The organism is Tritonibacter litoralis (assembly GCF_009496005.1).
Lineage (GTDB): Bacteria > Pseudomonadota > Alphaproteobacteria > Rhodobacterales > Rhodobacteraceae > Epibacterium > Epibacterium litoralis.
The window spans coordinates 235,309-257,163 of record NZ_WIBF01000005.1; the positions used below are offsets into that span (position 1 = coordinate 235,309).

The 21,855-nt window shown below is 57.7% G+C and carries 18 protein-coding genes and 1 tRNA gene; 10 read left to right on the forward strand and 9 right to left on the reverse strand.

The window, feature by feature from the left end; all coding sequences use genetic code 11:
• Positions 1-35 precede the first annotated feature (35 nt).
• Both GFB49_RS10810 and GFB49_RS10815 read right to left on the reverse strand, forming a co-directional pair.
• Positions 36-980 (reverse strand): alpha/beta hydrolase, encoded by a 945-nt coding sequence (locus tag GFB49_RS10810; RefSeq protein WP_246149676.1) that lies wholly within the window; start codon positions 978-980, stop codon positions 36-38.
• A 14-nt stretch (positions 981-994) separates the two neighbouring features.
• On the reverse strand, positions 995-1,285 hold the full coding sequence (locus GFB49_RS10815; RefSeq protein WP_153215872.1) for an SCP2 sterol-binding domain-containing protein: 291 nt from the start codon (positions 1,283-1,285) through the stop codon (positions 995-997).
• A gap of 104 nt (positions 1,286-1,389) precedes the next feature.
• On the opposite strand from GFB49_RS10815, the gene GFB49_RS10820 reads away from it, so the two are divergent.
• From GFB49_RS10820 to GFB49_RS10840, 5 genes are all read left to right on the forward strand, one after another.
• Positions 1,390-1,956 carry a tetratricopeptide repeat protein gene (locus GFB49_RS10820; RefSeq protein WP_153215873.1) on the forward strand — a complete coding sequence of 189 codons (567 nt, stop codon included), beginning with the start codon at positions 1,390-1,392 and terminating at the stop codon, positions 1,954-1,956.
• Between the two features lie 34 nt (positions 1,957-1,990).
• A complete protein-coding gene (locus GFB49_RS10825) occupies positions 1,991-4,897 on the forward strand; it encodes a helicase-related protein (RefSeq protein ID WP_153215874.1) in 2,907 nt (968 codons plus the stop codon).
• A 7-nt stretch (positions 4,898-4,904) separates the two neighbouring features.
• Entirely contained in the window at positions 4,905-5,279 is a 375-nt protein-coding gene (locus GFB49_RS10830) for an RNA-binding S4 domain-containing protein (RefSeq protein ID WP_153215875.1), read from the forward strand.
• A 65-nt stretch (positions 5,280-5,344) separates the two neighbouring features.
• A complete protein-coding gene (gene fdxA, locus GFB49_RS10835; protein WP_153215876.1) occupies positions 5,345-5,683 on the forward strand; it encodes a ferredoxin FdxA in 339 nt (112 codons plus the stop codon).
• A 330-nt stretch (positions 5,684-6,013) separates the two neighbouring features.
• Positions 6,014-6,523 (forward strand): CarD family transcriptional regulator, encoded by a 510-nt coding sequence (locus GFB49_RS10840; protein ID WP_153215877.1) that lies wholly within the window; start codon positions 6,014-6,016, stop codon positions 6,521-6,523.
• A gap of 53 nt (positions 6,524-6,576) precedes the next feature.
• Here GFB49_RS10840 and cobS read toward each other — a convergent pair whose 3' ends face one another.
• The gene (gene cobS / locus GFB49_RS10845) at positions 6,577-7,335 is read right to left on the reverse strand and encodes an adenosylcobinamide-GDP ribazoletransferase (RefSeq protein ID WP_153215878.1); all 759 of its coding nucleotides are present in this window, start codon (positions 7,333-7,335) and stop codon (positions 6,577-6,579) included.
• A 111-nt stretch (positions 7,336-7,446) separates the two neighbouring features.
• Here cobS and cobT point away from each other — a divergent pair, with 111 nt between their 5' ends.
• Complete coding sequence (gene cobT, locus GFB49_RS10850) at positions 7,447-8,454, forward strand: nicotinate-nucleotide--dimethylbenzimidazole phosphoribosyltransferase (RefSeq protein WP_153215910.1); 1,008 nt, start codon at positions 7,447-7,449, stop codon at positions 8,452-8,454.
• Positions 8,455-8,466: 12 nt separating this feature from the next.
• On the opposite strand, the gene GFB49_RS10855 is transcribed toward cobT, so the two are convergent.
• The 3 genes from GFB49_RS10855 to GFB49_RS10865 all read right to left on the reverse strand — a co-directional run bounded on the left by GFB49_RS10855 (position 8,467) and on the right by GFB49_RS10865 (position 15,214).
• Positions 8,467-10,362 carry a monovalent cation:proton antiporter-2 (CPA2) family protein gene (locus GFB49_RS10855; protein ID WP_153215879.1) on the reverse strand — a complete coding sequence of 632 codons (1,896 nt, stop codon included), beginning with the start codon at positions 10,360-10,362 and terminating at the stop codon, positions 8,467-8,469.
• 270 nt (positions 10,363-10,632) lie between these two features.
• Positions 10,633-11,853 carry a PAS domain-containing protein gene (locus tag GFB49_RS10860; protein WP_343032542.1) on the reverse strand — a complete coding sequence of 407 codons (1,221 nt, stop codon included), beginning with the start codon at positions 11,851-11,853 and terminating at the stop codon, positions 10,633-10,635.
• 256 nt (positions 11,854-12,109) lie between these two features.
• The gene (locus GFB49_RS10865; protein WP_153215881.1) at positions 12,110-15,214 is read right to left on the reverse strand and encodes a hypothetical protein; all 3,105 of its coding nucleotides are present in this window, start codon (positions 15,212-15,214) and stop codon (positions 12,110-12,112) included.
• A 189-nt stretch (positions 15,215-15,403) separates the two neighbouring features.
• Here GFB49_RS10865 and GFB49_RS10870 point away from each other — a divergent pair, with 189 nt between their 5' ends.
• Positions 15,404-16,111 (forward strand): SIMPL domain-containing protein, encoded by a 708-nt coding sequence (locus GFB49_RS10870; protein ID WP_153215882.1) that lies wholly within the window; start codon positions 15,404-15,406, stop codon positions 16,109-16,111.
• A gap of 48 nt (positions 16,112-16,159) precedes the next feature.
• On the opposite strand, the gene GFB49_RS10875 is transcribed toward GFB49_RS10870, so the two are convergent.
• A complete protein-coding gene (locus GFB49_RS10875) occupies positions 16,160-17,452 on the reverse strand; it encodes an O-acetylhomoserine aminocarboxypropyltransferase/cysteine synthase family protein (protein ID WP_153215883.1) in 1,293 nt (430 codons plus the stop codon).
• A gap of 224 nt (positions 17,453-17,676) precedes the next feature.
• Here GFB49_RS10875 and GFB49_RS10880 point away from each other — a divergent pair, with 224 nt between their 5' ends.
• The gene (locus tag GFB49_RS10880; RefSeq protein ID WP_153215884.1) at positions 17,677-18,588 is read left to right on the forward strand and encodes a hypothetical protein; all 912 of its coding nucleotides are present in this window, start codon (positions 17,677-17,679) and stop codon (positions 18,586-18,588) included.
• Here GFB49_RS10880 and GFB49_RS10885 read toward each other — a convergent pair.
• Both GFB49_RS10885 and GFB49_RS10890 read right to left on the reverse strand, forming a co-directional pair.
• Positions 18,585-19,574, reverse strand: a complete 990-nt coding sequence (locus GFB49_RS10885; RefSeq protein WP_153215885.1) for a hypothetical protein — start codon at positions 19,572-19,574, stop codon at positions 18,585-18,587. The genes GFB49_RS10880 and GFB49_RS10885 overlap by 4 nt on opposite strands.
• 33 nt (positions 19,575-19,607) lie before the next feature.
• Positions 19,608-20,483, reverse strand: coding sequence for a hypothetical protein (locus GFB49_RS10890; protein WP_153215886.1), 876 nt, complete (start codon positions 20,481-20,483; stop codon positions 19,608-19,610).
• Between the two features lie 174 nt (positions 20,484-20,657).
• Here GFB49_RS10890 and GFB49_RS10895 point away from each other — a divergent pair.
• Both GFB49_RS10895 and GFB49_RS10900 read left to right on the forward strand, forming a co-directional pair.
• Positions 20,658-20,733, forward strand: a tRNA-Thr gene (locus GFB49_RS10895).
• Between the two features lie 193 nt (positions 20,734-20,926).
• The gene (locus GFB49_RS10900; protein WP_153215887.1) at positions 20,927-21,706 is read left to right on the forward strand and encodes a hypothetical protein; all 780 of its coding nucleotides are present in this window, start codon (positions 20,927-20,929) and stop codon (positions 21,704-21,706) included.
• The last annotated feature ends 149 nt before the right edge of the window (positions 21,707-21,855 follow it).

The following is a 21,855-nucleotide window of genomic DNA, read 5'->3' on the forward strand; positions in this document are numbered from 1 at the left end:
GGTGCCCTTGGGGCAAGCACAAGCAAAGCCCAGAGCTAGCGCGCAGTGGTAAAGAATTCGACCATCTCGCCCAGGATCAGATGCCGGGTTGCGGTGTCTTCCATCAGCACTTCGTGGCGTCCGGCGTCAACTATGCGCAATGCGCCTTTGGGCCAGCTGTCCATTCGCTCGTGAATGGCGCTGGTGCTGACGATCTGTTCTGCGCTGCCCAGAAAACAGAGCGTGGGAACATCCGGAGACGGCTGCGCCGCCAGATGGCTGCATTCGCGCATGCCTTCATAGACCCAGTTTATCGTTGGGCCAGATATGGCCAGATCTGGCACCGCTTTGAGCTGTTCGCGCAGCATGGTGTACATTTCCGCGTCATTGGTCAGCAGGTTGCCCATAAAGGCCTGCGCCTGCACATAAGGCGTGAGGCTGGTGGAGGGGGCCAGATGACCGCTGAGGCAAAGAGGTCGCGCAAAAGCGCCAATCGCATAGGCCAACGGCCGCAGGGGCGCGGGAAGTTTGATCCCCCACATGGGCGCGGAAAACGCGGCCGCCGCAACAGGCAACCCTTCCATCAAGGCGCGCAGCCCGATGGCGCCGCCCATAGAGTGACCTAACAAGAACCAGGGTTTGGGCAGATCTAGCGTTCGGGCCAGCTCAACCATGGCGGCGACGTCGTTTTGATAATTTGGAAACTCGTCCACATGGCCCAGCAGCCGATTGCTGAGCAGACGGTCAGCCAGACCCTGGCCGCGCCAGTCGATCACAAGGCTCTCCAACCCGTGCTGCGCAAAGAAACCCGCAGCGTCGCCATATTTTTCGATGTATTCTGTGCGGCCCGGAAACAGCAGTACGGTCCCCTTGGCCGGGCCCGCGGAGGGCCAGTGACCTGCGCGCAGGCGCAGGCCATCGTGGGTATGAATCCAATGCGCCGCGCCGCCTTCGGGGCCGCGTGCGATCTCCGCATGAAGCGGGGCTGTGGTCGGGCGCATGGATCCTCCGTCCATTAAGCGAGCACCGACGCCAATTGCATTGCGGTGCCCATATCGCCGTCAACGGACAGGCGACCAGACATAAAGGCGCTGGTGGGGTTCAGTTCACCCGCCAGAATGTCCTGAAACACATCCGCATCCGCAGACAGGGTGACATCCGTTTCGTCATCGCTGATCCGGGCGCCGTTTGCATCCAAGACAATAGCCCCAAGACCTTCGATTTCAAATTTTGCGGATGCCGGGAAATCAGCGCCGTCCAGTTTTTCGTTCAATGCCTCGACGGCTTTTGCCAAAATATCGCTCATGTCGCGCCTTCCTGATTTGTCTGCGCGTCACAAGTGCACATCTTTGTTACGAGTGAAAGACTCATACTGGAAAAATGCCACCACGCAGATAGACTGGAGCCATGATGTTGGAAAAGCTCTTAAGGTTCAAAGCTATCGTTGCGGCAGTTGCTGCGGTAGTCACGATTTCCAGCCCTGGAACCGGGGTTGCACAATCCCCAAGCGAAGCGGATCTTCTGGCCGCACTTGCGAGGGCCGATGCCGAAGAGGCGTTGCGGTTGGATCGGGAATTGCGGGCCCAATGGGACCACAGCGGGTCCGCGACAATGGATTTGCTACTGCGCCGCGGCCAAGACGCCATTGAACGCGGGGATCTTGTGGCAGCGATGGAGCATCTGACGGCCTTGGTCGATCACGCGCCGGGTTTTGCCTCGGGGTGGTTGAAACGCTCCGAAGCCTTTGCGCGGATGGAGAAATTTGGCCCCGCGGTGGCGGACCTGGAGCAGGCGCTGGCGTTGAATCCCAATGATTACGACGCGCTTTATATTCTGGGCACTGTGTTTGAGCATTTCCTGGACCCGGAAAAGGCCTATGAGGCCTATAAGCGCGCAAAGGCTATACATCCGCATCACGAAGAAGTAACCACAGCCTTGGAAAGACTGGCGCCCATCGTGATGGGCAAGGAACTGTAAGGCCCGCCATTGGGGCCGTTCAAGGGGTGATGCAATGACGCGCGCATCGCGGGTTGTGGCCGTTCTGGGCCCGACCAACACGGGCAAGACCCATTACGCAATCGAACGTATGCTGGGCTATCGAACCGGGATCATGGGCTTCCCGCTGCGTCTTCTGGCGCGCGAGGTCTATGACAAGGTTGTTGCCATCAAGGGGCCGTCCGTTGTGGCGCTGGTCACTGGCGAAGAACGCATTGTGCCGCCGCGCGCCGCCTATTGGATCTGTACCGTAGAAGCCATGCCCGAGGGGCTGGGCTGTGACTTTCTGGCCGTGGACGAGATCCAGCTCTGTGCCGATCCCGAACGGGGGCATGTGTTCACCAACCGTCTGTTGCGGGCGCGCGGCACCCATGAGACGCTGTTTCTCGGCGCGGATACCATGCGCAGCACCATTGCCGACCTGGTGGATGGTGTGGATTTCATGCGTCGCGAGCGGATGTCCGATCTGGTCTATGCAGGCTCCAAAAAGATCAGCCGCATGCCACCCCGCAGCGCCATTGTGGGCTTTAGCGTCGATAACGTCTATGCCATTGCCGAACTGATCCGCCGACAAAAGGGTGGGGCGGCCGTGGTGATGGGCGCACTCAGCCCGCGAACCCGCAATGCGCAGGTGGCGCTGTATCAAAACGGTGAGGTCGATTATCTGGTGGCAACCGATGCCATCGGCATGGGCCTGAACCTCGATATCGACCATGTCGCGTTTTCGTCGACTGCGAAATTTGACGGCCGCCGGATGCGGGACTTGGCCCCCAATGAACTGGCGCAGATCGCGGGACGTGCGGGGCGAGGCATGAGCCACGGCTCATTTGGTGTAACCGGCGATGCGCGCCCCTTGGATGAGGAAACCGCATCGGCGATCATGGACCATCGCTTTACGCCGTTGCGTAAACTGAATTGGCGATCGGCAGAGTTGCGGTTTGGCTCAATCGACGCGCTGGAACACTCCTTGGAGCAGAGCCCGAACCACGAACGGCTGATGAAAGCGCGCGAAGCGGATGATCTGCGCAGCCTCAAGATGTTGGGGCGTGATCCGGTGATCGCGGCCCGTGCCAGCACCGCACCAAGTGTAAAACTTTTGTGGGACGTATGCCGAATCCCTGATTTTCGTGGTATCAGCCACGCCGAACATACCTCGTTATTGACCACAATTTTTGAGCACCTACATGAACGTGGCCGTATTCCGGACGATTTTCTGGCGCGGCAGATCCGACATATCGACAGAACTGACGGAAATATCGATGCTTTATCCAAGAGATTGGCATTTATCCGCACATGGACTTATGTGGCGCAACGAAACGGTTGGGTTGGTGATGAAAGTCATTGGCGTGATCAAACACGCGCTGTAGAAGACAGATTGTCAGACGCGCTGCACGAGCGGCTGACTCAGCGATTTGTGGACCGGCGCACGTCCGTGCTTTTGCGCCGGCTCAAACAGAAGGAGGCCCTTTTGGCCGAAGTAAATGACCAAGGTGAAGTGACCGTCGAAGGCGAATTTGTCGGGCGGCTCGAAGGGTTCCGGTTCTCGCCGGACAAAAGTGCACAGGGTGCAGAAGCCAAGGCGCTGAAGTCGGCGTCCATGCAGGCATTGGCACCGCATTTCCATTTGCGTGCTGACCGATTCTATAATGCGCCCGATACCGAGATCGATTTTACCGAACAGGGCGGTCTGATGTGGGGCGAGCATGCCGTGGGCAAGCTGGTGGCAGGTGCCGATCCGCTGAGCCCGCAGGTTGAGGTGTTTGTCGATGATGCTGCTGGTGCCGATGTGGCACAAAAGGTTGAGCGTCGTCTGCAGCATTTCATCAGCCGCAAGATCACCACGCTGTTTGAGCCGATGCTGAACCTCAAAAACGATGAGGCGTTGACCGGTCTTGCGCGGGGCTTTGCCTTCCGAATGGTCGAAGCGCTGGGCATCCTGCCGCGTGCTGGCGTCGCCCAAGAGGTCAAGGATCTGGACCAGGATGCCCGTGCTGCGCTGCGCAAACATGGCATTCGCTTTGGTCAGTTCACCATCTTTATGCCGTTGTTGCTGAAGCCCGCACCGACACGTCTGCGCCTGGTTTTGTGGTCTTTGGCCAATGGTTTGCAGGATTTCCCCGATGCGCCGCCTCCGGGGCTGGTAACGGTTCCGACGATCGAAGGCACGCCCGAAGGGTATGACACCATGTGCGGCTATCGCGCAGCTGGTGAACGGATGATCCGGATCGATATGCTGGAGCGTCTGGCAGATATGCTGCGCAACGAAGACAGCCGGGGCGGGTTTGAAGCCAAGGCAGACATGTTGTCGATCACCGGTATGACGCTGGAGCAATTTGCGACCTTGATGCAGGGCCTGGGCTATCGCGCCGAAAAAGGTGAGCGTCAAAAGGTCAAAGCAGCGCCCGAAGCCGCAGCAGTTCCGGCTGATGCCGCGGAAACGCCTGCCGATACTCCGGAGGTTAGTGAAACTGCAGCTGAGGCCCCAGCCCAAGAAGCAGAAGCAGCGGTTGAAGCCGTGGCGGAAGCTCAGGCTGAGGCACCGACTGAGGCATCAACGGAAGCTGCGCCAGAGGCATCTGCCGAAGCATCTGAAGCGGAGCCCGAGATTGAGGTGTTTTACACCTTCACCTGGGGTGGCAACCGCAATCGTCAGAACGCAGGCCGTGGACGTCGTGGTGACAACCAAGCGGCGCCACGTGGCGGCGAACGTCAGGAGCGCAGCGGCGACCGCAATTCAGGTGATCGCCAGGCCCGCGGTGGTGGCAAGGGCAAACCCAAGGGCGGCAAGCCTGGTAAAAAGGGTGGCCCACGCCAGAACCAGGGAGCTAAGACCTTCTCGGCGCGTCCTCCCAAAAAGGAAAAGGCCATCGACCCGGACAACCCCTTTGCCGCAGCGCTTATGGGGCTGACCAAAGGCGATTAAGCCGGTTATGGCTGATCCAGCTGGCAAGATCCGCATCGACAAATGGCTGTGGTTCGCGCGGTTTTTCAAAACCCGCAGCTTGGCCAGTAAACAGGTTGGTGCGGGTCACGTCCGCCTAAACGGTCAGAAGATCCTGAAGCCCGCGCAAAGCGTGAGCATCGGGGATGTACTGACCTTTGCGCAAGGCTCACAAATCCGTGTGATCGAAGTTTTGCAACTTGGCGAACGCCGTGGACCCGCTAAAGAAGCGCAAACTCTCTATTTAGACAAAACCGAACCGCGGGACGATGTGCCGAAAAACCCGCGATATGAGGGAAAGGGACGCCCGGATAAGAAAGAGCGCAGGGCGCTTGATCTTACTCGCAGCAGGGATACCTATTGATCCCTTGAAGTGCCAGGCTTCCTGGATTAGCTAGTCGCCAAACAGACGAATGGAACCAAACGCCGATGACTTACGTCGTTACTGATAACTGCATCGCCTGCAAATACACCGATTGTGTCGAAGTGTGCCCGGTCGATTGTTTTTACGAAGGGGAAAACACCCTGGTCATCCACCCGGATGAATGTATCGACTGTGGCGTTTGTGAGCCGGAATGCCCGGCTGATGCGATTCGCCCGGACACCGATCCTGAGATGGATAAGTGGGTTGAGTTTAACCGTAAATACGCAGAAATCTGGCCGGTAATCGTAACGAAAAAAGATCCGATGCCGGGTCACGAAGAACGCGATGGCGAGACTGGTAAACTTGAGAAGTACTTCTCGGAAGAGCCTGGTGAAGGCGGTTAAGTCATAGAGACTGCGCTATATTCTGCATCTGTGGATTTCTGCGATGCAGCAGGTTGAAATCGCTCGTAAATTGTTTGCGCTGCGTAAATTCGCCCAAGCCAAGTGGAGCGCCTTTTAGGGGCGCTTTATTTATGGTATGGTCTTGGGATCTAGAAATGTTTCGAAGGGGACCGCTGGCAGGGCGATGGGGGAAATCGCGCTGACCTGGATTGTTTTTCGACAATAGCGCCAGAGCGAGATGGTTTTGCCCTCTCGGCTCGGTTTTTTTGTCTGTGCAAAAGGTTCACGAATAAGCCGGTGGAACCGGTACGTAAGTGAGGAAAGACCTATATGACCAAATCGAAGAAGCTCGAGTTCCGCCCGAATGAGTACGTTGTATACCCGGCTCATGGTGTTGGACAGATCATTTCGATTGAAGAGCAGGAAGTCGCAGGTTTCAAACTGGAATTGTTTGTTATCACCTTTGAAAAGGACAAGATGACCCTGCGTGTACCCACCAACAAGGCCGTTGAAGTTGGCATGCGGTCGCTCAGCTCACCTGATGTGATCGAACAGGCGATGAAAACCCTGAAAGGCAAGGCCAAGGTGAAACGTGCCATGTGGTCGCGTCGCGCTCAGGAATACGAGCAGAAGATTAACTCTGGTGATCTGATCTCGATTGCTGAAGTGGTGCGGGACCTGCACCGGGCCGACGACCAGCGCGAGCAGAGCTACTCTGAGCGTCAGCTGTATGAAGCCGCGCTGGAGCGTCTGACCCGTGAAGTTGCTGCGGTTGCTGGCAATGATGAGGTTCAGGCCGCACGCAAAGTGGACGAAGTCCTGACCTCGCGCGCCGCCTGATGAGCGCCTGAAACAATTGAACCCATTACCCGCACATGGAGTGGTGGGTTTTTCTATGCGCTGATCGCCGTCAACGCCAGCAGGCAGAGGATTTCGGTAATCTGTTGCGTTGCGCCCAGAACGTCGCCGGTGCGGCCGCCGACTTTGGCTCGCGCCAGATAATGCAGCGCCCAGACCGCTCCTGCAGAGATCAAAAGGCACAGGGTTGCGGGGCCAAGACCAAGGGCGGCCCAAGCAAGCAATGCTGCACAACAGAGTGCAATACCAGCGGGGTGTCGGCTGGGCGTGCCAACACGGTGGGCCAACCCGGTGTTGCGTGCATTGGGCAGAGACAGCATCAAAATTGGCATCATCGCCCGTGACAGTGCTGCGACGGCGACCACACTCAGCACGTTCCCTGCGGCGATAAGCGCGAATAGCGCAGTCCACCGCAAGCCAAGGGATAGGACAAGCGCTAGAACACCATAGGTTCCGATATGGCTGTCTTTCATGATTTCTAACCGACGTTCGGGCGTGAAGCCGCCCCAAAAGCCGTCAACTGTATCTGCAAGCCCATCTTCGTGCATCGCACCGGTCACGCAAACCATGGTCAACAATGCGAGACCCGCACAGATTGCAGGCGACAGGCCAATCCATTGGGCCAACACAACGATTGTTGCCGCAATCCCTCCGACAATCATTCCCACAGCGGGAAATGCCCAGACTGCCTGTGCTTGTCTTGCAAAGCTGCTATCGGGCAGGGCTGGGATAGGTAAGCGGGTCAGCAAAACCAGCGACAACAGAATATCACGCGGCGAGATGTCGGCTTTCATGTGGTTTTCGCCCCTGTCAAAACTTGATAGTCCTAATTAAGTCGATAAACAGACTGGGGCCGGTTAAAGCCTGTCCAAGACCAAGATGCAATGAGACCCGCCACTATGCCAATGCCCCCCTGTCTGACCGCGTTCAAAGCAGAACTGAACCGAGCGCCAGAAATCCACCATGAGATTGAGATCGCAGCTGCCGACCACAATAGCCAATTGACCAAACCGCCAGGTTCACTAGGGCGCATGGAAGACTTGGCTATTTGGTATGCCAGCTGGCGTGGCCAGTTGCGCCCGGCTGTGGAAAGTCCGCAGGTGATTGTCTTTGCGGGCAACCACGGCATCGCCTCGCGTGGGGTCTCGGCCTTTCCGCCTGAAGTGACGGCGCAGATGGTGAAAAATTTTGAATTGGGTGGCGCAGCAATCAATCAGTTGGCAAAGCTGTCAGGGGCAAAGCTGGACGTGATCGCGTTGGAGCTGGATCGGCCCACCCAGGATTTCACAGAAGATGCGGCCATGAATGAAGGTGAGCTGATGTCGGCGATTCACGCGGGTTGGCGCGCAGTGGACCCCAAGTCAGACCTTTTGGTCGTCGGGGAAATGGGCATTGGCAACACCACCTCCGCTGCCGCACTGTGTCTGGCCTTGTTTGGCGGTTGTGCGCAGAACTGGACCGGACGGGGCACCGGCGTTGATAACGAAGGGCTGGCTTTGAAATCCGATGTGGTTGCCGCAGGCGTCAATCGCCACAAAGCAGATATAGGCGATGGGATGGACGCGCTGATGCGGCTCGGCGGGAGAGAGATTGCGGGCATGGTCGGGGCGATTGCAGCGGCACGCATGTTGCGAATCCCTGTTATTCTGGATGGGTTTATCTGCTGTGCCGCCGCTGCCTGTTTGGCACAGACCGTAGAAGGCGCGCTGGATCATACGGTTGCGGGCCATGTAAGCGCGGAAACCGCGCATCAAAGCCTGCTGACAAAAATTGGCAAAGTGCCGCTGTTGTCGCTTGATATGCGGTTGGGAGAAGGGTCCGGTGCGACGCTTGCCATTCAGATCTTGCGCGGTGCTTTGGCCTGCCACAGCGGAATGGCGACCTTTGGTGAGGCCGGGGTTCACGCGGGTTAAGACCCGGCGGGTCTACCCGGTGCCAGTGTCACGCGATTTCTCATCCATTAGCTCTAGAAGGGCTGTTTCCAGGTCCTTCTCAAGCTCTTGGGCACGGGCGATGTACTCCTGATTTTGCGCCGTCGGGATATTGGGATCCCAATGACGGGCCAGCTCCCGCACGGTTCTCCGGTCGTGGGTAAAGAAGGTCTTCTCGGCTTGGGCGGCCTCATATTCGCTGAGACCGACGTTCTCCAAAACATAGCGACCGGCCCGCAAAGCACTGTCAAACATCTCGCGCACGATATCATTGGCACCTGCTTGATAAAGCGCAAAAACGTGGTGGCGGTCCCGCGCGCGGGCGATGATATGAATGTCAGGATAGTGACGGCGTGCGTAATCAGTAAGCTTGGTGGTGCTTTCTGGATCATCCAGCGCCACCACCAGGATCTTCGCGCGCGCAATGCCGGCTGCTTTTAACAGCTCTGGCCGGGTCGGGTCACCCAAGAAGCTTTTGACGCCAAAACGGCGCAACAGCTGTACGGTTTCAATGCTGTTGTCCAAAACCACAGTGCGATAGCCGCTGGCGCGCACCAGACGATTGACGATCTGACCAAAGCGGCCAATGCCTGCAATGATCACCGGTCCCACTTCGTCGATCTCATCCGCATCTGGCTCTGGGGTAGGGTCGCGCAGCTGTTGGGACAGCTGGTCGTAGGCGATGAACAAAAGCGGGGTGATCAACATCGTCAGCGCGACTACCAGCAACAGTTTTTCCGATAGGGCCACGGGCAAGAGCTCAAGCTGGTCGATGAACGCTAAAAGAACAAAACCGAACTCACCCGCCTGCGCGAGGCCCAGGGTGAACAGCCAGTGATTGCGATGGCGTAGTCCAAACAGACGCCCCACCACAAACAGAACCACGCCTTTCGCCAGAATTACCAAAGCTGCAAGCCCGATCAGATCACCTGGATTCTCCAGAAACAGACGATAATTGATGCCAGCCCCGACGGTAATGAAAAACAGCCCCAGCAACAGACCCTTGAACGGCGTGAGATCGCTTTCGATTTCGTGGCGAAACTCAGAGTTGGCCAGAACCACGCCCGCGAGAAAGGCCCCAAGCGCTGGCGAAAGACCAACCAGGGTCATCAGGAAGGAAATGCCAACCACGATCAACAAGGCCAGCGCCGTGTACATCTCGCGCAGGTTGGCCGCGTGGATAAAGCGGAACACGGGCCGGGTCAGATAAATGCCAGTTAGAATAATTGCGGCCAGAGCTGCCAACGTGACCAACGTGACACCCCAACCCGGCAGGCCGTCGACCAAGGACAGGTCAAAGCCATGCCCGGTGCCGTGGCCATGGTCATGGGGCATGGCGCGTGCAATCGATCCATCCGGTGCAATTTGTGGCGCATGGGCGGTGGCCAAAAGCGGCAAGAGTGCCAGGATCGGAATCACCGCGATATCCTGGGTTAAAAGCACCGCAAATGTCGCGCGCCCACCTCCGGTTTGCATCAGTCCTTTTTCGGACAGGGTCTGTAGCACAATCGCAGTGGAGGACAAAGACAGGGCAAGGCCAATCGCCAGACCCATTTGCCAAGTCAACCCTGCCGCCAGGGATGCGCCCAACAGCAGAAGTGTGGAGAACAGGATCTGTGCACCACCCAAGCCCAACAGGTTATGGCGCATGGCCCACAGGGCGCGGGGATCAAGCTCTAGCCCGATCAGGAACAGCATCATCACCACGCCAAATTCAGCAAAATGCTGCAAATCCGCGGTCTCGGCCCCGACCAGCCCCAGGATAGGACCAATTATAATGCCTGCCGCCAGATAACCGAGTACCGAGCCAAGCCCCAATCGTGCCGAAAGGGGGACGGCAATGACGGCGGCGGCCAGATAGATCGAGGCTTGGTAGAGAAAGCTTTCCATACCTCAGTTATGACAAGGTAAAGGGTCCGCCCGCAACGAATTTACCGCTTACATCGAGCTTTGATGAGGGGCGTGACAAATGCGGTGCAAACAGGTCGATTATTGCTCGTACGTGCAAGGAGTGCAGAGGTTTCCGGCGCTCTGCGCCGCGTGCGATTGAGGCCTTTCCCGCTGTTTCGGCTGTTGGCTTACCTTGAGCGCCAAACACCGCCACAATTGCGGCGGTGCGGTTTGTCTCGTGCAACGTAGAAAAAGAGGGCAGCGTGGCGTTTAGTTTTCCAACGTGCGGATTTCAGTGCTGAGGTTTGCAATCCGTTCCAAACGGTGCGAAATCCGCTCTTGGAAGTTTCCAAGTTGGTCGATGATATCCGAGAGGGTCTCACCAGATTCAGGCAGTCGTGCGCTTTCGATCTTACACAACACGCGAGTCGAGCTGAGGCCCAGGAAATGGCGATGCATCACTTGGCAGGCGCGCAGAATACGTACGGCTTCGTTGTCGACCTGAAGCATTTGCTTGGCTGCGTTGCCGGTTTGCGCTGAAACAAGTTCCGCGAGGATCTTGCGTTCGCCGTCCATATCAACCGCGCCCAGCATGTTGCGCTCTTGCTGTAGCTGAGTGTCGCATTCGATCAAGACGCGAGCCATACATTCCACAAACAAAGAGTTCTGTACGCAGTCCTGCACCGCAGAGAAATTGGTGTCTTTGCCTAACACATGCGTAGAGAACCAATCCCCCATTTCACGGGACATAGCGCCATAATTCTGGGAAAGAACCGTGACCGGGCCGCCCGAGGGTTCAATCCGCGACGCAATGACACGCAAGTTATGCGGGATCGTATTCATCGCCTCAAAATCTTTGATCAATCCTTCGGTCTCTTGGACCAGCGTTTGTGCATTGGAGAGCATTTCCCGCAGGTGAGAGATCTGTTGGTTTTCACCTTTGGATAGGCCGCGATCACGCGCCAGTAGCTCTTCGCAAAGCGCGTCGACGGCAAACTCGTGATAAGTCTCGTAGCCCTTTTCCTTGAGGAATTCCATCAAGTTGGCGGCGCTGTCCGCGGGTTCAAGCCCGTATTGTTCTTCGGCTTTTAGCATTTCCGCATAGAACCGCTGAATCTCCAGGAACATTTCGCTGGAGGGTTTGATGCGAGCAGACAGGTATCCATCCCCGCAAGGAACAACCACCGCATAGACCCAATAATGCAAACCGTCCTTGGACCGGTTTTTGACATAGGCTCCAATGGTCTTGCCTTGTTTGATGATGTCCCAGAACAAATGGAATACACCGCGCGGCATGTCCGCATGGCGAATGACCTTGTGCGGTGCGCCAATCAGCTCATCCCAGCTATAGTGAGAGACGCGCTGAAACACATAGTTACCAGCCTTGATCACGCCACGGTCATCGGTACGGGAAAAAAACACTTCATCCAGTGCAAACGGCGCTTCCCCGCTTTTGGGGCGTTGCTCAATGCTACGGTCAACATATGACACGGCAAGATCCATCCTTTGGGTCACAATAATCTTGCTGTCTGTCTACTAGGTAAGTCTTCTCAACCAGTTAAAAACACCCGAATCCTTCCCGGATAAATTGAATGAAAGTTGTGTGGTGTTGATGTTTTTCTTGAAGGGAAAGTGGTTAAGTACTTTTAAAATCAATACGTTGTGCGGCGGTTGGTTTGAGGGGTCCAATTCTGCCAACGTCGCTGATTTAGCTGGCTTTTAATTTGGGAAGTTTATCCTTTTACGATTAACCGTTTGGTAGCTGCAACGTCAGATTTCGGCCGCGTTTTTGGTACAGCAAGCGGCGGTTGTCGATGGCTGTGACACGGCCGCCGTCGATGCTGTCTCCAACTTGTACGCGGCGAATGCGGCCTGAGGGCATTCGTACTAGCGCCCGCCGATTGTTTGCGCTGCCGCTGATGCCGATTAAATTCAGTTTGCGCAGGTCAATGACATTAGCAACCGTTGCTTCGCGCGACACATTTGCACTGCTGGGCAGGCGGGGGGCAACCGTTGCGGATGCAGCCACAGCCGGTCCGCTAGGCTCAGGCGCTGGCTCTGCGCGCCGCGCCACACGTTGGAAATTGGACGGGCGAGTTCGGGGCAGGACCGAGCGGCCGACGGCCTGCGCTGTGGCCGCAGGCAGGTCTTCGGATGCAGGTGTCTCATCCACCTCAACGGCCTCGGCAAGGGCTGCAGTAACGGCGTCGGTTTCAACAGGGACGTCAACAGAAACAAGGGTCGCTGGTCGGCTGCGTGGGCGAACGCCAGACAGTTGGACGCGGCTCAACTCTTCTTGACGAGCGCGTTCTAGCCGGGTTTCCAGACGATCCGGCCGTTGACGTGGGCGCAGCCCTTGGAAAACCTGTGGTGCGGGTTCCGGCGTAGCAGCCGCGCGCGCGGGGCGGGCAGGCGGGATTTTATCCGGCTCACCCAAATAGATGGTAATCCCATCAGGGTTCAACGCCCCTTCGGGGGTGGCGACAACCAGTCCGCGGTCGTCCAGATCAAAGGTGCTGGTCGATGGCGCTGGTGAAGGCAGGGCCGTCTGGATCAGATCCGTATCAAATCCTGTGCCTTGGCTTAGCGCCAGCGCGTCGTGGGACAGTTTGCTGTTGTCGATCGCGGCCACATAAATGTCTTTGAGGTCCGCGCGATGACCAGTGGTGTCCTCTGGCAACAGATCCGGCACCCGCTGCCAGATGCCGGTCGCTGCATAGGTTGTGCGATGTGTTAGATCAGCCGGATCGGGTCGTGCCAATGGATCTTGTAACGCCAGCGCATCGGCGGCCGCCTCGGAATCCGTGCCCTCGGCAAGGTCCGGAACGGATGCCGCAGCCTCGGGCAACTGGTCGGTCTGGAGCAGCGGTTCAGGACGTGCAGCAGTTTCATTGGTCTGCAACGCGTCCAAAACCGCCGTGTCGGTTTCGGTCAGGGTTGGCGTGGTGGCCGCCTGAAGTGTGGGCGTTTGATCTGAAGCGGGTTCTGGTGCAGTGGCGGGCACGTTGCTGAGAAGCGGGGCTTCGGCCGGGGCCGTGTCGCCGCTTGGGTCGGCGTCCAATGCGGGCACTTCGCCTTGCACCTGCGGCCCGGCTTCGGTTGGGGGCTCGCTGTCAGTGGTCGATGTGGTGTTGGGCAGTTCAACTGGCGTATCTTCGGTTGTTTGCACTTGAGGTTCCGGGCTCTGCGGCTGCAGCGCTGGAACAGGGGCCAGACCATCCGAGTCAAACCGGGTGTCGGACCAATAGGCAACCGCTGCGACAACTGCCATGAGCAGCACCAGTAATGTGGTCAGCATCAATCCCAAAAACCGGGGCTTGCCTCCGATTGCGCGCGCGGTTGCCTTGGCCGGTTTGGCCTTATCCGCCTCATATGCTGCACGGGCAGCCGCAGCGTCCCGTGCCATTTGCGAGTCGGCCGGAACCGCGATCTTCTTCGGTTTGATCTGAGCAAGAACCGCGCCAGGATTGGGTGCCGTCGAAGCAGGGTCGCGTGCAGGCTTCGGCGCAACAGATGCAGGTGTTTCGCTGCGACGCGCAGCAATGGAGGGCGCCGCCGGTGCAACAGAAGGCGCGGCGGGCGATGCAATGGGGGAGGGGGCCATCGGCGCTTCACTCGAGCGGGCCGCCGACAACGTTGGGATCCGCGAAGCGGGGCGGGTTTCACGTGCCTCCACCTCTAAATTGGGTCTTAAGTCAGGGCTTGCGGACCGGCGGCTGGAAAAGCGAACAGCCGGGGTGGGTGCCTCATCCTCGTCTTTATCCTCAGCGCCGCTGTTTTCCTGGGACAATTTTTCCGAATGGACGGGTGCCAGCTCTGCTTTGACCTCGGCCTTGGGAGGGGGAGCCGATATCTCTGGCGTTGGCTCAGAGGGGGATGCGCCCAGCGTATCGATGGCGCTGAAATCCAACGCGTCAGGCAAGCCCGTAGGCTGGTCCGGGTTGACTTTGTCCGGCAGGTCGTCGCGGGACAAGGCCGCTGCCGCGCGCGCAGACAGCTGCGCGGCGATTTCTTCGATCGGCGTTTGGCTGGTCTCAGCAGGCTGCGGTGTTTCCGTTGATTGTGCAGGCGCTACGTCTTGCTGTTCTTCTGTGATTTCTGCAGCAGGTGGCGCTTCGACGTCTGGCATCGCAACTGCCTCTAACGCATCGCTTTCTGCGCTGGACAGCGCGCTTTGGGGTGCCAGTTCGTCTTCGATGGTTTGAAACGCATCCCCATCCGCCACGTCAAAGTCCGCCAAAGCGGCGTCATCGGTTGGGGGCGTTGCCTCTGGCTCTGCGTCGCGCTCTGGCTCAGGGCTCGTCAAGGCTTCGGGAAGCGGTGCCGGGCCAATATCGACAACAGCAATTCCGTCAGGTGTCACCTCTTCACCCTGCATGGCTGCGGCTGGGCCAAAGAAAGGTTCACCCAGAAAATCAGCGCTATCGGGTTGCGCCACAAAGCTGGTTGGACCGAAATGATACATCTGTGCAAAGGCTTCCGCCTCTTGCAGCGTCTCATAGGCCACGGCAGCAATATGCGTGCGGTTGCCATCGGCGCTGATGTCATAGGCCAGTTCATGCAGCGCATAAGGTGTGACCCCTTCCAACGCCATGCGCGCTTCGGCCAAGCGCGTCTCGTGGCTGATGTCGCCGGTCTCGACCGTTAAATAGCGGATCTGGTCGTTGGGCAGGATCAGTTTGCAGCGCAGATCCTCAGAAAATTGAAGCCCCTTGTTGCGCAGAATGGCCATGTCGCCATCCAGATCGCCACCGTCAAAACTTGCGGTGCCAATATGGTGCCAGCCCCCAGAGGCGCGCCGTAAAAGGGTAATGCCTGTCGAAGACAAAGAGAGTGCAAAACTCGGTTTCATTCCGCCGTCAAACCATCATTTTTTTTGTGAGCCGATGCATCATGCCGTGGCTTTCTTTTGTCGCTGCAGCTTAGAGGAGGTGATGCAAAAGTTAAAGAACAAGACACGCTCCCCCCTTGCAAAGTGGCGGGGGTTTGCCTTCATGTTGACGGACATAGTGGAGGGTTCATAGTGAAACGGAATTGGTCATTGAGACTTGTATCGGTGGTGGCGTGTCTTTGGGTTGTCGGAGCGCCGGTTCTGGCTGATTCCCACAGCAGCCCGTCGCGCCAGATTCAGGTCAGCGGCGAGGCGCGGATCTCGGCGCAGCCGGATATGGCAACGCTGACATTGGGGGTTACCAGCTTTGATCCAGAGGCCGCACGAGCCATGGCGCAGACCTCGCAAAAGATGGTGGCGGTGATCGACAAGCTGATCGCCTTTGGCATTCTGGGTGAGGACATGCAAACCAGCCAGCTGACTCTGACACCCAGATGGGAACAGGATCGCGCCTATGACAATCAAAGTGGGCGCAAATTGGTGGGGTTTGAGGCCGCCAATATGCTGACGGTCCGGGTAATGGACATCAACACAGTTGGCCCCTTGCTGGATCAAGTGTTGAAGGTTGGGGCCAACCATTTCCGGGGCTTGCGTTTTGGCCTGAAAGACACATCAGCCGTCGAGGATCAGCTGCGGGTGGCGGCGGTGCAAGATGCCATTGCCAAGGCCAAAGTGCTGACGGATGCGGCTGGTGTCGATCTGGGGGCGGTGCGCAGCATCAACGATCATGGAAACGGGCGCGCTGCGCCAATGATGGCGATGGAAGCCGCACGCAGCGATTTTTCCGCCATTGCGCCGGGTTCGCTAGAGTTCAACCACACGGTTTCGGTGGTGTTTGACCTCGAGGTTGCCGAGTAACAGAAACCGAAAACCGGGCGCGCGGACTATACGCGCCCGGTCTTTATCTTAGGCTGACGCAGCCGCCAGTGCCTGATCCAGATCCGCAATCAGATCATCCGCATCTTCGATCCCAATTGACAGGCGCACCACATTGGGGCCAGCCCCTGCGGCCTCTTGCTGTTCAGGGGTCAACTGGCGATGGGTGGTCGAGGCTGAGTGGATGATCAGCGACCGGGCATCACCGAGGTTTGCCACATGGCTGAACAGCTCCAGGCTGTTGACCAGTTTGACACAGGCGTCATAGCCCCCTTTGAGCGCAAAAGTGAACAGTCCCCCGGTGCCTTTGGGATAGCAGGCTTTGGCGCGCTCATAATAGGGAGAAGACGGCAGGCCCGCATAGGTCACATACTCAACCCGCGGATCCCGTTCGAGCCAGGCTGCGATCTTCTCAGCGTTTTCGGTGTGGCGCGCCATCCGCAGCGACAGGGTTTCGATCCCCATCAATGTGTAATGCGCCGCTTGTGGATTGAGGGTCATGCCCAGATCACGCAGACCCACCGCGATTGAGTGGAAGGTAAAGGCCATCGGCCCCAGTGCCTCGTGGAAGACCAGCCCGTGATAGGCGGGTTCTGGTTGTGACAGGGACGGGAATTTGTCGTTGGCAGACCAGTCGAATTTGCCACTGTCCACCACACACCCGCCGGTCACCGTGCCGTTGCCGGTCAGATATTTGGTGGTGGAATGCACCACCAGGGTTGCACCCTGTTTGATCGGATTACACAGGTAAGGCGTGGCGGACGTGTTGTCGATGATCAGCGGAATGCCTGCCGCATCTGACACATCGGCAATGGCGCGAATATCTGTGACATAGCCACCTGGATTGGCAACGGATTCTCCAAAAACCGCCCGCGTGTTGTCGTCAATGGCTGCAGCCACGGCTGCCGGGTCGTCAAAATCGACAAATTTTGCCGACCAGCCGAACCGTTTGATGGTTTGGCTGAACTGGGTCACCGTGCCGCCATAGAGCCGGGTCGAGGCAACCACATTGCAGCCAGGCCCCATCAAAGGGAACAGCGCCATGATCTGTGCTGCATGGCCCGAGGAACAGCAAACCGCGCCCGCGCCTCCTTCGAGCAGGGCAATCCGTTCCTGTAGCGCGGAAACCGTGGGGTTGGTTAGGCGCGAATAGATGTAGCCCACTTCTTCCAGGTTAAAGAGTTTGGCCGCATGTTCCGCGTCGCGAAACACATAGGCCGTGGTCTGGTAGATCGGCGTCTGCCGCGCGCCGGTTGCGGGATCCGGCTGCGCGCCGCCGTGGATCTGCAGGGTGTCAAAACCGTACTCTTTACCATCCGTCATGGTAGCTCCTCCTGGTAAATTTCGCGTGAGGTTAGGCCGGGTGCAGGCCATAGGCAAGACAGCCACTGCGGCAAAAAGGGGATGACATCTGGGATGTTTGCGGTGGACTGCGTAAAGACACAGGAAATCCGGGAGGCCCATGGAGCCTTGGAATTGTTATTCGCGGCCGTATGGGCTACGCTGCAATGCAGCAATGGTTTTGTAACCCGCGTTTCGGAGGTCCCATGACCCCATTTCCCACTTCTCTGCCTTTCTCTCCATTTGATGCCTTTGCAGCGGCTTTGAACCCTGTGCAATTTGCTCTGCGCCAGCAGATGAACGGGTTGGATCAGATGATCTATGGCCACCAAGGCCTCAGCCCTACCGAACTGCGCCAGCTGGCCAAAGCGGGCGGCCGTGGCGGTGGGATCTGGGTTGTCGCGCCGGGGGAGGGGCTGGCCTACTTTGAAGATCTGCCAGAGTTTCGCGCAGCACCTGGTCGGGCGGTGACTCGGTTTTCTGTGGCCGGTGGAGGCGGCAGTGACCTAGGCGCGGTGGCTTTGGCACGGCGTTTGGCCGACCACTATGGAGAGCCGGTGGCGGGCATCGTTGCAGGCTACAGTGCGCGCGATGCGCTGGGGGATGTGATGGGCGGTGTTGCGGGGCTAAATGCCGCCAACCTTGGCCTTCATATTCACCACCTTGCCCGGCGTGAGTTGGAAGCGATCGAACCCAATCCCGCACAGGTGGCGCAAACCCCGCGGGCTGAGGCGCGCGAACATGCCAGCCTGCGGGCGGCCTCTGGCACATTGGTAGAACTGCTGCAGGAGCCGGACCGAACCATCGCGTCCGTTGCAGGCCACAGCAAAGGGGCGCTGGCCATCAGTTTTGCATTGGATGCGCTGATGTTGTCTGGGGATATGGCGACGTTGAAACGGGTCTGCCGGATTGATCTTTTGTCCATCGGCGTGTTGTTGACGGTACCGCCGGTGATCCAGAACCTGACCCAGGTTATGGGAGAATACGATGCCTTTGGTGGAGTGAACTCTGACCTTTCAAACCCGCATCATATGGTGTCGGGCGCAGGCCACCACCTCAACACCGATCTGCCTTGCGCCTTGGACCTTGCGGCTTTCTTGCGCGACCAGCAGATTTAGCGGGTCCAATACCCTTCGGCCTTGATCCTGTTGCGGATTGCCTGTTCGCGGTGGGGCAGGGCATTTTGGTCAAACAAGGCGCGCACCTTGTGGCCTTTGCCTTGATAGATCATCCGCTTCATTGGCTCATAAGTCTTCAGAACCTTTTTCAACCAATTGGGCGCGGCCACCTGTTCCAGCACCTCGATCACCCGGTCGCTTTCGCGGGCATAAAGCAGAGGGAATAGACGGTAATGGCAGCTGACAGAGCCGTCCAAATAGCCCGCAGGCAGAGTGTCGCGCCCGCCACCAAGCGCATGGATCACCAAGGGCAGGGCGATTTGGTCCAGCCAGGGATCCAGCGCCTGCCCCACCAATTCCACCGGCGGATCGGTCCAGATCGCGCGTGCGTATTCCAGATAGAGCCGTCCGAACTCCACGGGGCAGGCCCCAAAAAAGAAGCCTGCATTGAAGTAAAGAAACCGCTGCCAGTATTCATCGGGCTGGCTCAGGTCGAGGCTGCTGTCAAAATCCAGACCAAACCGATCATAAAGTGATGCCCAGATGCCCGCGTAGCCCGGACCATACAAGGTGGGCTTTGGCCAGGTGCCTTCCCGTTTCAAAGAGGCGGACGGGCGATCGAAATCAAACGGGACCTGGGTGATATCACCCGTGATCAGCGTGTCGCTATCAAAAAAGACAAAGGGTTCTCCTGCAGGCAGGGCTGACAGCAGTTCGATCTTGTTGCCATTGGGATAGCTGGCGCCAAATTCCTTGTTTTCAAAAGGTAAAATCGTGGCATCCAGGCGTGCAAAAGTGTCCAGAACCGCCGAGTCGCGCACTGACGGGTCCTTGCTCCAGCGATCCCCGGCTTGCGGCACGGCCACAATTAGCTTGCCTGAGAAGTCAGGCGACATTTGCCGCAACGAAGCGGCAAACAGCAACGCCTCATACTGCAGGCGGCCAGCCTGGGCGACGACAACAATGTTAAAGGGACGCGGGGTCATCAATGGCACTCGGTTTGTTACGCGCAACAGAGGTTAAGGCTCAATCAGGGTCACGCCGTCCAACTGGCCGATCAGCTCCAGATCGCGATCATATACTTCTGTCGCATCCTCAATCAGCTCTTCAGTCCAACTTGGCATGTCCAGCTCTTCCTCAACGGCGTCATCCAGCGCGTATTTGTCCAGAAAGGCCATGGTCACGCGTTGTTTTTGTTCTTCGTTGAGCTGTGGATGCTGGTGCATATAGGCGCGCAGGCGTTGCATGCCTTCTTTGGACATGATCGATGACAACAGATCCATGCCACCGTTGATCCGCGCACCCGGCGCGAGGCCCGCCATATTCCGGATGACCTGCGCCCAAATCAGCGGCAGATCCTCATAACACCAGACGGTAATGGGAACGTCCGGAAACTGGCGGCTGAGCCGCAGCAGCAATTCAGACCAGCGGATCCGCAATGGATCATTGTGGCGCCGCAACTCTCGCTTGCGCTGCGGGTTGCCTTTTTCCAACAGCCCCGGAATGAACCCCGTGGGGCTGCGAAGTGCAAAGCTCAGCTGCAGCTCATCTTGGGGGAACAGCTGCCGCATAAAGGACAGTCGCTGCTCTGCATGCGGATAAAGCTGGTTGTCGGTCAGCGCCATCCGCTGCGAGCCCCAGAAATGCGGGTTGGACAAGATCACCCGATCTGCGTCTTCGCCATCCAAAATGGCATCCCACAACGCTTGGTCCTGATTGGCAGGCTGCTGCCCTTGTTCCATTGCCGCAAAGCAGGTTTTGATCAGCTCGCGATATTTTCCAGGGCCAGGCACTGCGGTGCGCGATTTCACAAAGATCTCTTTGTTGCGCAGCAAGCTCTTCAAAAGCCGATCTTCCTCGGTGCCATGGGCTCCACAATGAACGATCACCTGCATGAAAAGTCTTCCAAATATCCCAAAAGTCCCTCCAGCCTTACCGTCTTGTGGGGTACGGGTCAAATTTGCAGCGGTGTTTCAGGTGGAGTGAGTGTGATCCGCGTAGAAATTTCCAAATTTCTTGTCGATTGTCTCTTGCAGAGGTGCAATCGATAGGGTAATTCGCCCGCCAGTGCCCCTATAGCTCAGCTGGTAGAGCAACTGATTTGTAATCAGTAGGTCCGCGGTTCGAGTCCGTGTGGGGGCACCATATAAATCCTTGAAAGTGAACGGAAAAATTTGAAGTCACGCAGCCGGTGACGAGCGATTTTCAAACGTTTTTCAAACGTGGGCGTGATTTCAAGATCATTGATTCTGTTAACGCTTTGGTAACCTCAATTGGTTAACGATTGACGAAGAAATTCGTTTAATCGTTTTTCCTCAGAGGCTTGCCGACCGCGACCATGTTGCAGACGTTCGAAAATACGCGCCCATACGCTCAACCACTGTCGCCCATCGAGGCGAAGGGTGAACGCTATGCGCTGCCGCCGGACTTCGTGAACGGCCTAGGCTTTTTGCGGCCACTGTTATCGACGAAGGGCCAATGGCTCGACACGCAAGTTCACTTGCTCAACGGCAAGCTCTACGCCCTGACCAACAAACTGATCGTTGAGCACGATCCCGGAGGCTTAGAACTCCCAAACTGGTGGTTCAACTCAAAGACGATACGAACGCTTGAGGCGTTTCAGGCTCCGCCAAGCGAGGTGTTCGTGGACGGTGTTGAGTTGTGCTTTCGCTGGTGCGACGGCCAAGCGTACCATGTAAGACCTCTGCACGATCTTCTGCCGGGGGATGGGTATCAACGTGCAGCGGACGATGCTTTCAACCGCTTCTGGTGCTTCGATCAGGGGGGTGAGGTCGTTGAAGAAACACGTCGCTACATTCGAAAACTGATCAACGACAAGAATTTGGCCCCCGACATTTTCATTGATGGACAGGCGATAGCTTCACGCGCGAGCAGTAACGGCAAGAACTGGACCCTCGAAAGCAGCGACCCTTTCCCGACCAACGCTACCCGCATCATGCGGTTTGACCGAAAAGCCTTCCTCGACATGATCCGCGTCGCGGATGAAATCGACTTCACAGCCTCCCCCGTTTGCTTCCGCCATGCGCATGGCCGAGGATTGCTGATCGAACGCACGGCGACTTCGGACACTCCAGATTTCGGGTCGTTCGATGACTGAGATTCGTGACGGATTTTTCCGCCATCCTGATGGCGAGGCACCCGATAAGCAGAAGCAACGCCTGCTCGCGGGTGGACCTGTCCCGCTTTTGTGCCGCCCCCAGTGCTCGTTTAGGCCACTTTTCGCTCGAAGGCGACGGGGCTTTTCCA

Coding starts and splice junctions, on each gene's coding strand:
- GFB49_RS10840 (WP_153215877.1), top strand. CDS start 6,014: ATGACCAAATCGAAGAAGCTCGAGTTCCGCCCGAATGAGTACGTTGTA.
- GFB49_RS10825 (WP_153215874.1), top strand. CDS start 1,991: ATGACGCGCGCATCGCGGGTTGTGGCCGTTCTGGGCCCGACCAACACG.
- cobS (WP_153215878.1), bottom strand. CDS start 7,335: ATGAAAGCCGACATCTCGCCGCGTGATATTCTGTTGTCGCTGGTTTTG.
- fdxA (WP_153215876.1), top strand. CDS start 5,345: ATGACTTACGTCGTTACTGATAACTGCATCGCCTGCAAATACACCGAT.
- GFB49_RS10865 (WP_153215881.1), bottom strand. CDS start 15,214: ATGAAACCGAGTTTTGCACTCTCTTTGTCTTCGACAGGCATTACCCTT.
- GFB49_RS10810 (WP_246149676.1), bottom strand. CDS start 980: ATGCGCCCGACCACAGCCCCGCTTCATGCGGAGATCGCACGCGGCCCC.
- cobT (WP_153215910.1), top strand. CDS start 7,447: ATGCCCCCCTGTCTGACCGCGTTCAAAGCAGAACTGAACCGAGCGCCA.
- GFB49_RS10900 (WP_153215887.1), top strand. CDS start 20,927: ATGTTGCAGACGTTCGAAAATACGCGCCCATACGCTCAACCACTGTCG.
- GFB49_RS10880 (WP_153215884.1), top strand. CDS start 17,677: ATGACCCCATTTCCCACTTCTCTGCCTTTCTCTCCATTTGATGCCTTT.
- GFB49_RS10815 (WP_153215872.1), bottom strand. CDS start 1,285: ATGAGCGATATTTTGGCAAAAGCCGTCGAGGCATTGAACGAAAAACTG.
- GFB49_RS10820 (WP_153215873.1), top strand. CDS start 1,390: ATGTTGGAAAAGCTCTTAAGGTTCAAAGCTATCGTTGCGGCAGTTGCT.
- GFB49_RS10890 (WP_153215886.1), bottom strand. CDS start 20,483: ATGCAGGTGATCGTTCATTGTGGAGCCCATGGCACCGAGGAAGATCGG.
- GFB49_RS10855 (WP_153215879.1), bottom strand. CDS start 10,362: ATGGAAAGCTTTCTCTACCAAGCCTCGATCTATCTGGCCGCCGCCGTC.
- GFB49_RS10830 (WP_153215875.1), top strand. CDS start 4,905: ATGGCTGATCCAGCTGGCAAGATCCGCATCGACAAATGGCTGTGGTTC.
- GFB49_RS10885 (WP_153215885.1), bottom strand. CDS start 19,574: ATGACCCCGCGTCCCTTTAACATTGTTGTCGTCGCCCAGGCTGGCCGC.
- GFB49_RS10875 (WP_153215883.1), bottom strand. CDS start 17,452: ATGACGGATGGTAAAGAGTACGGTTTTGACACCCTGCAGATCCACGGC.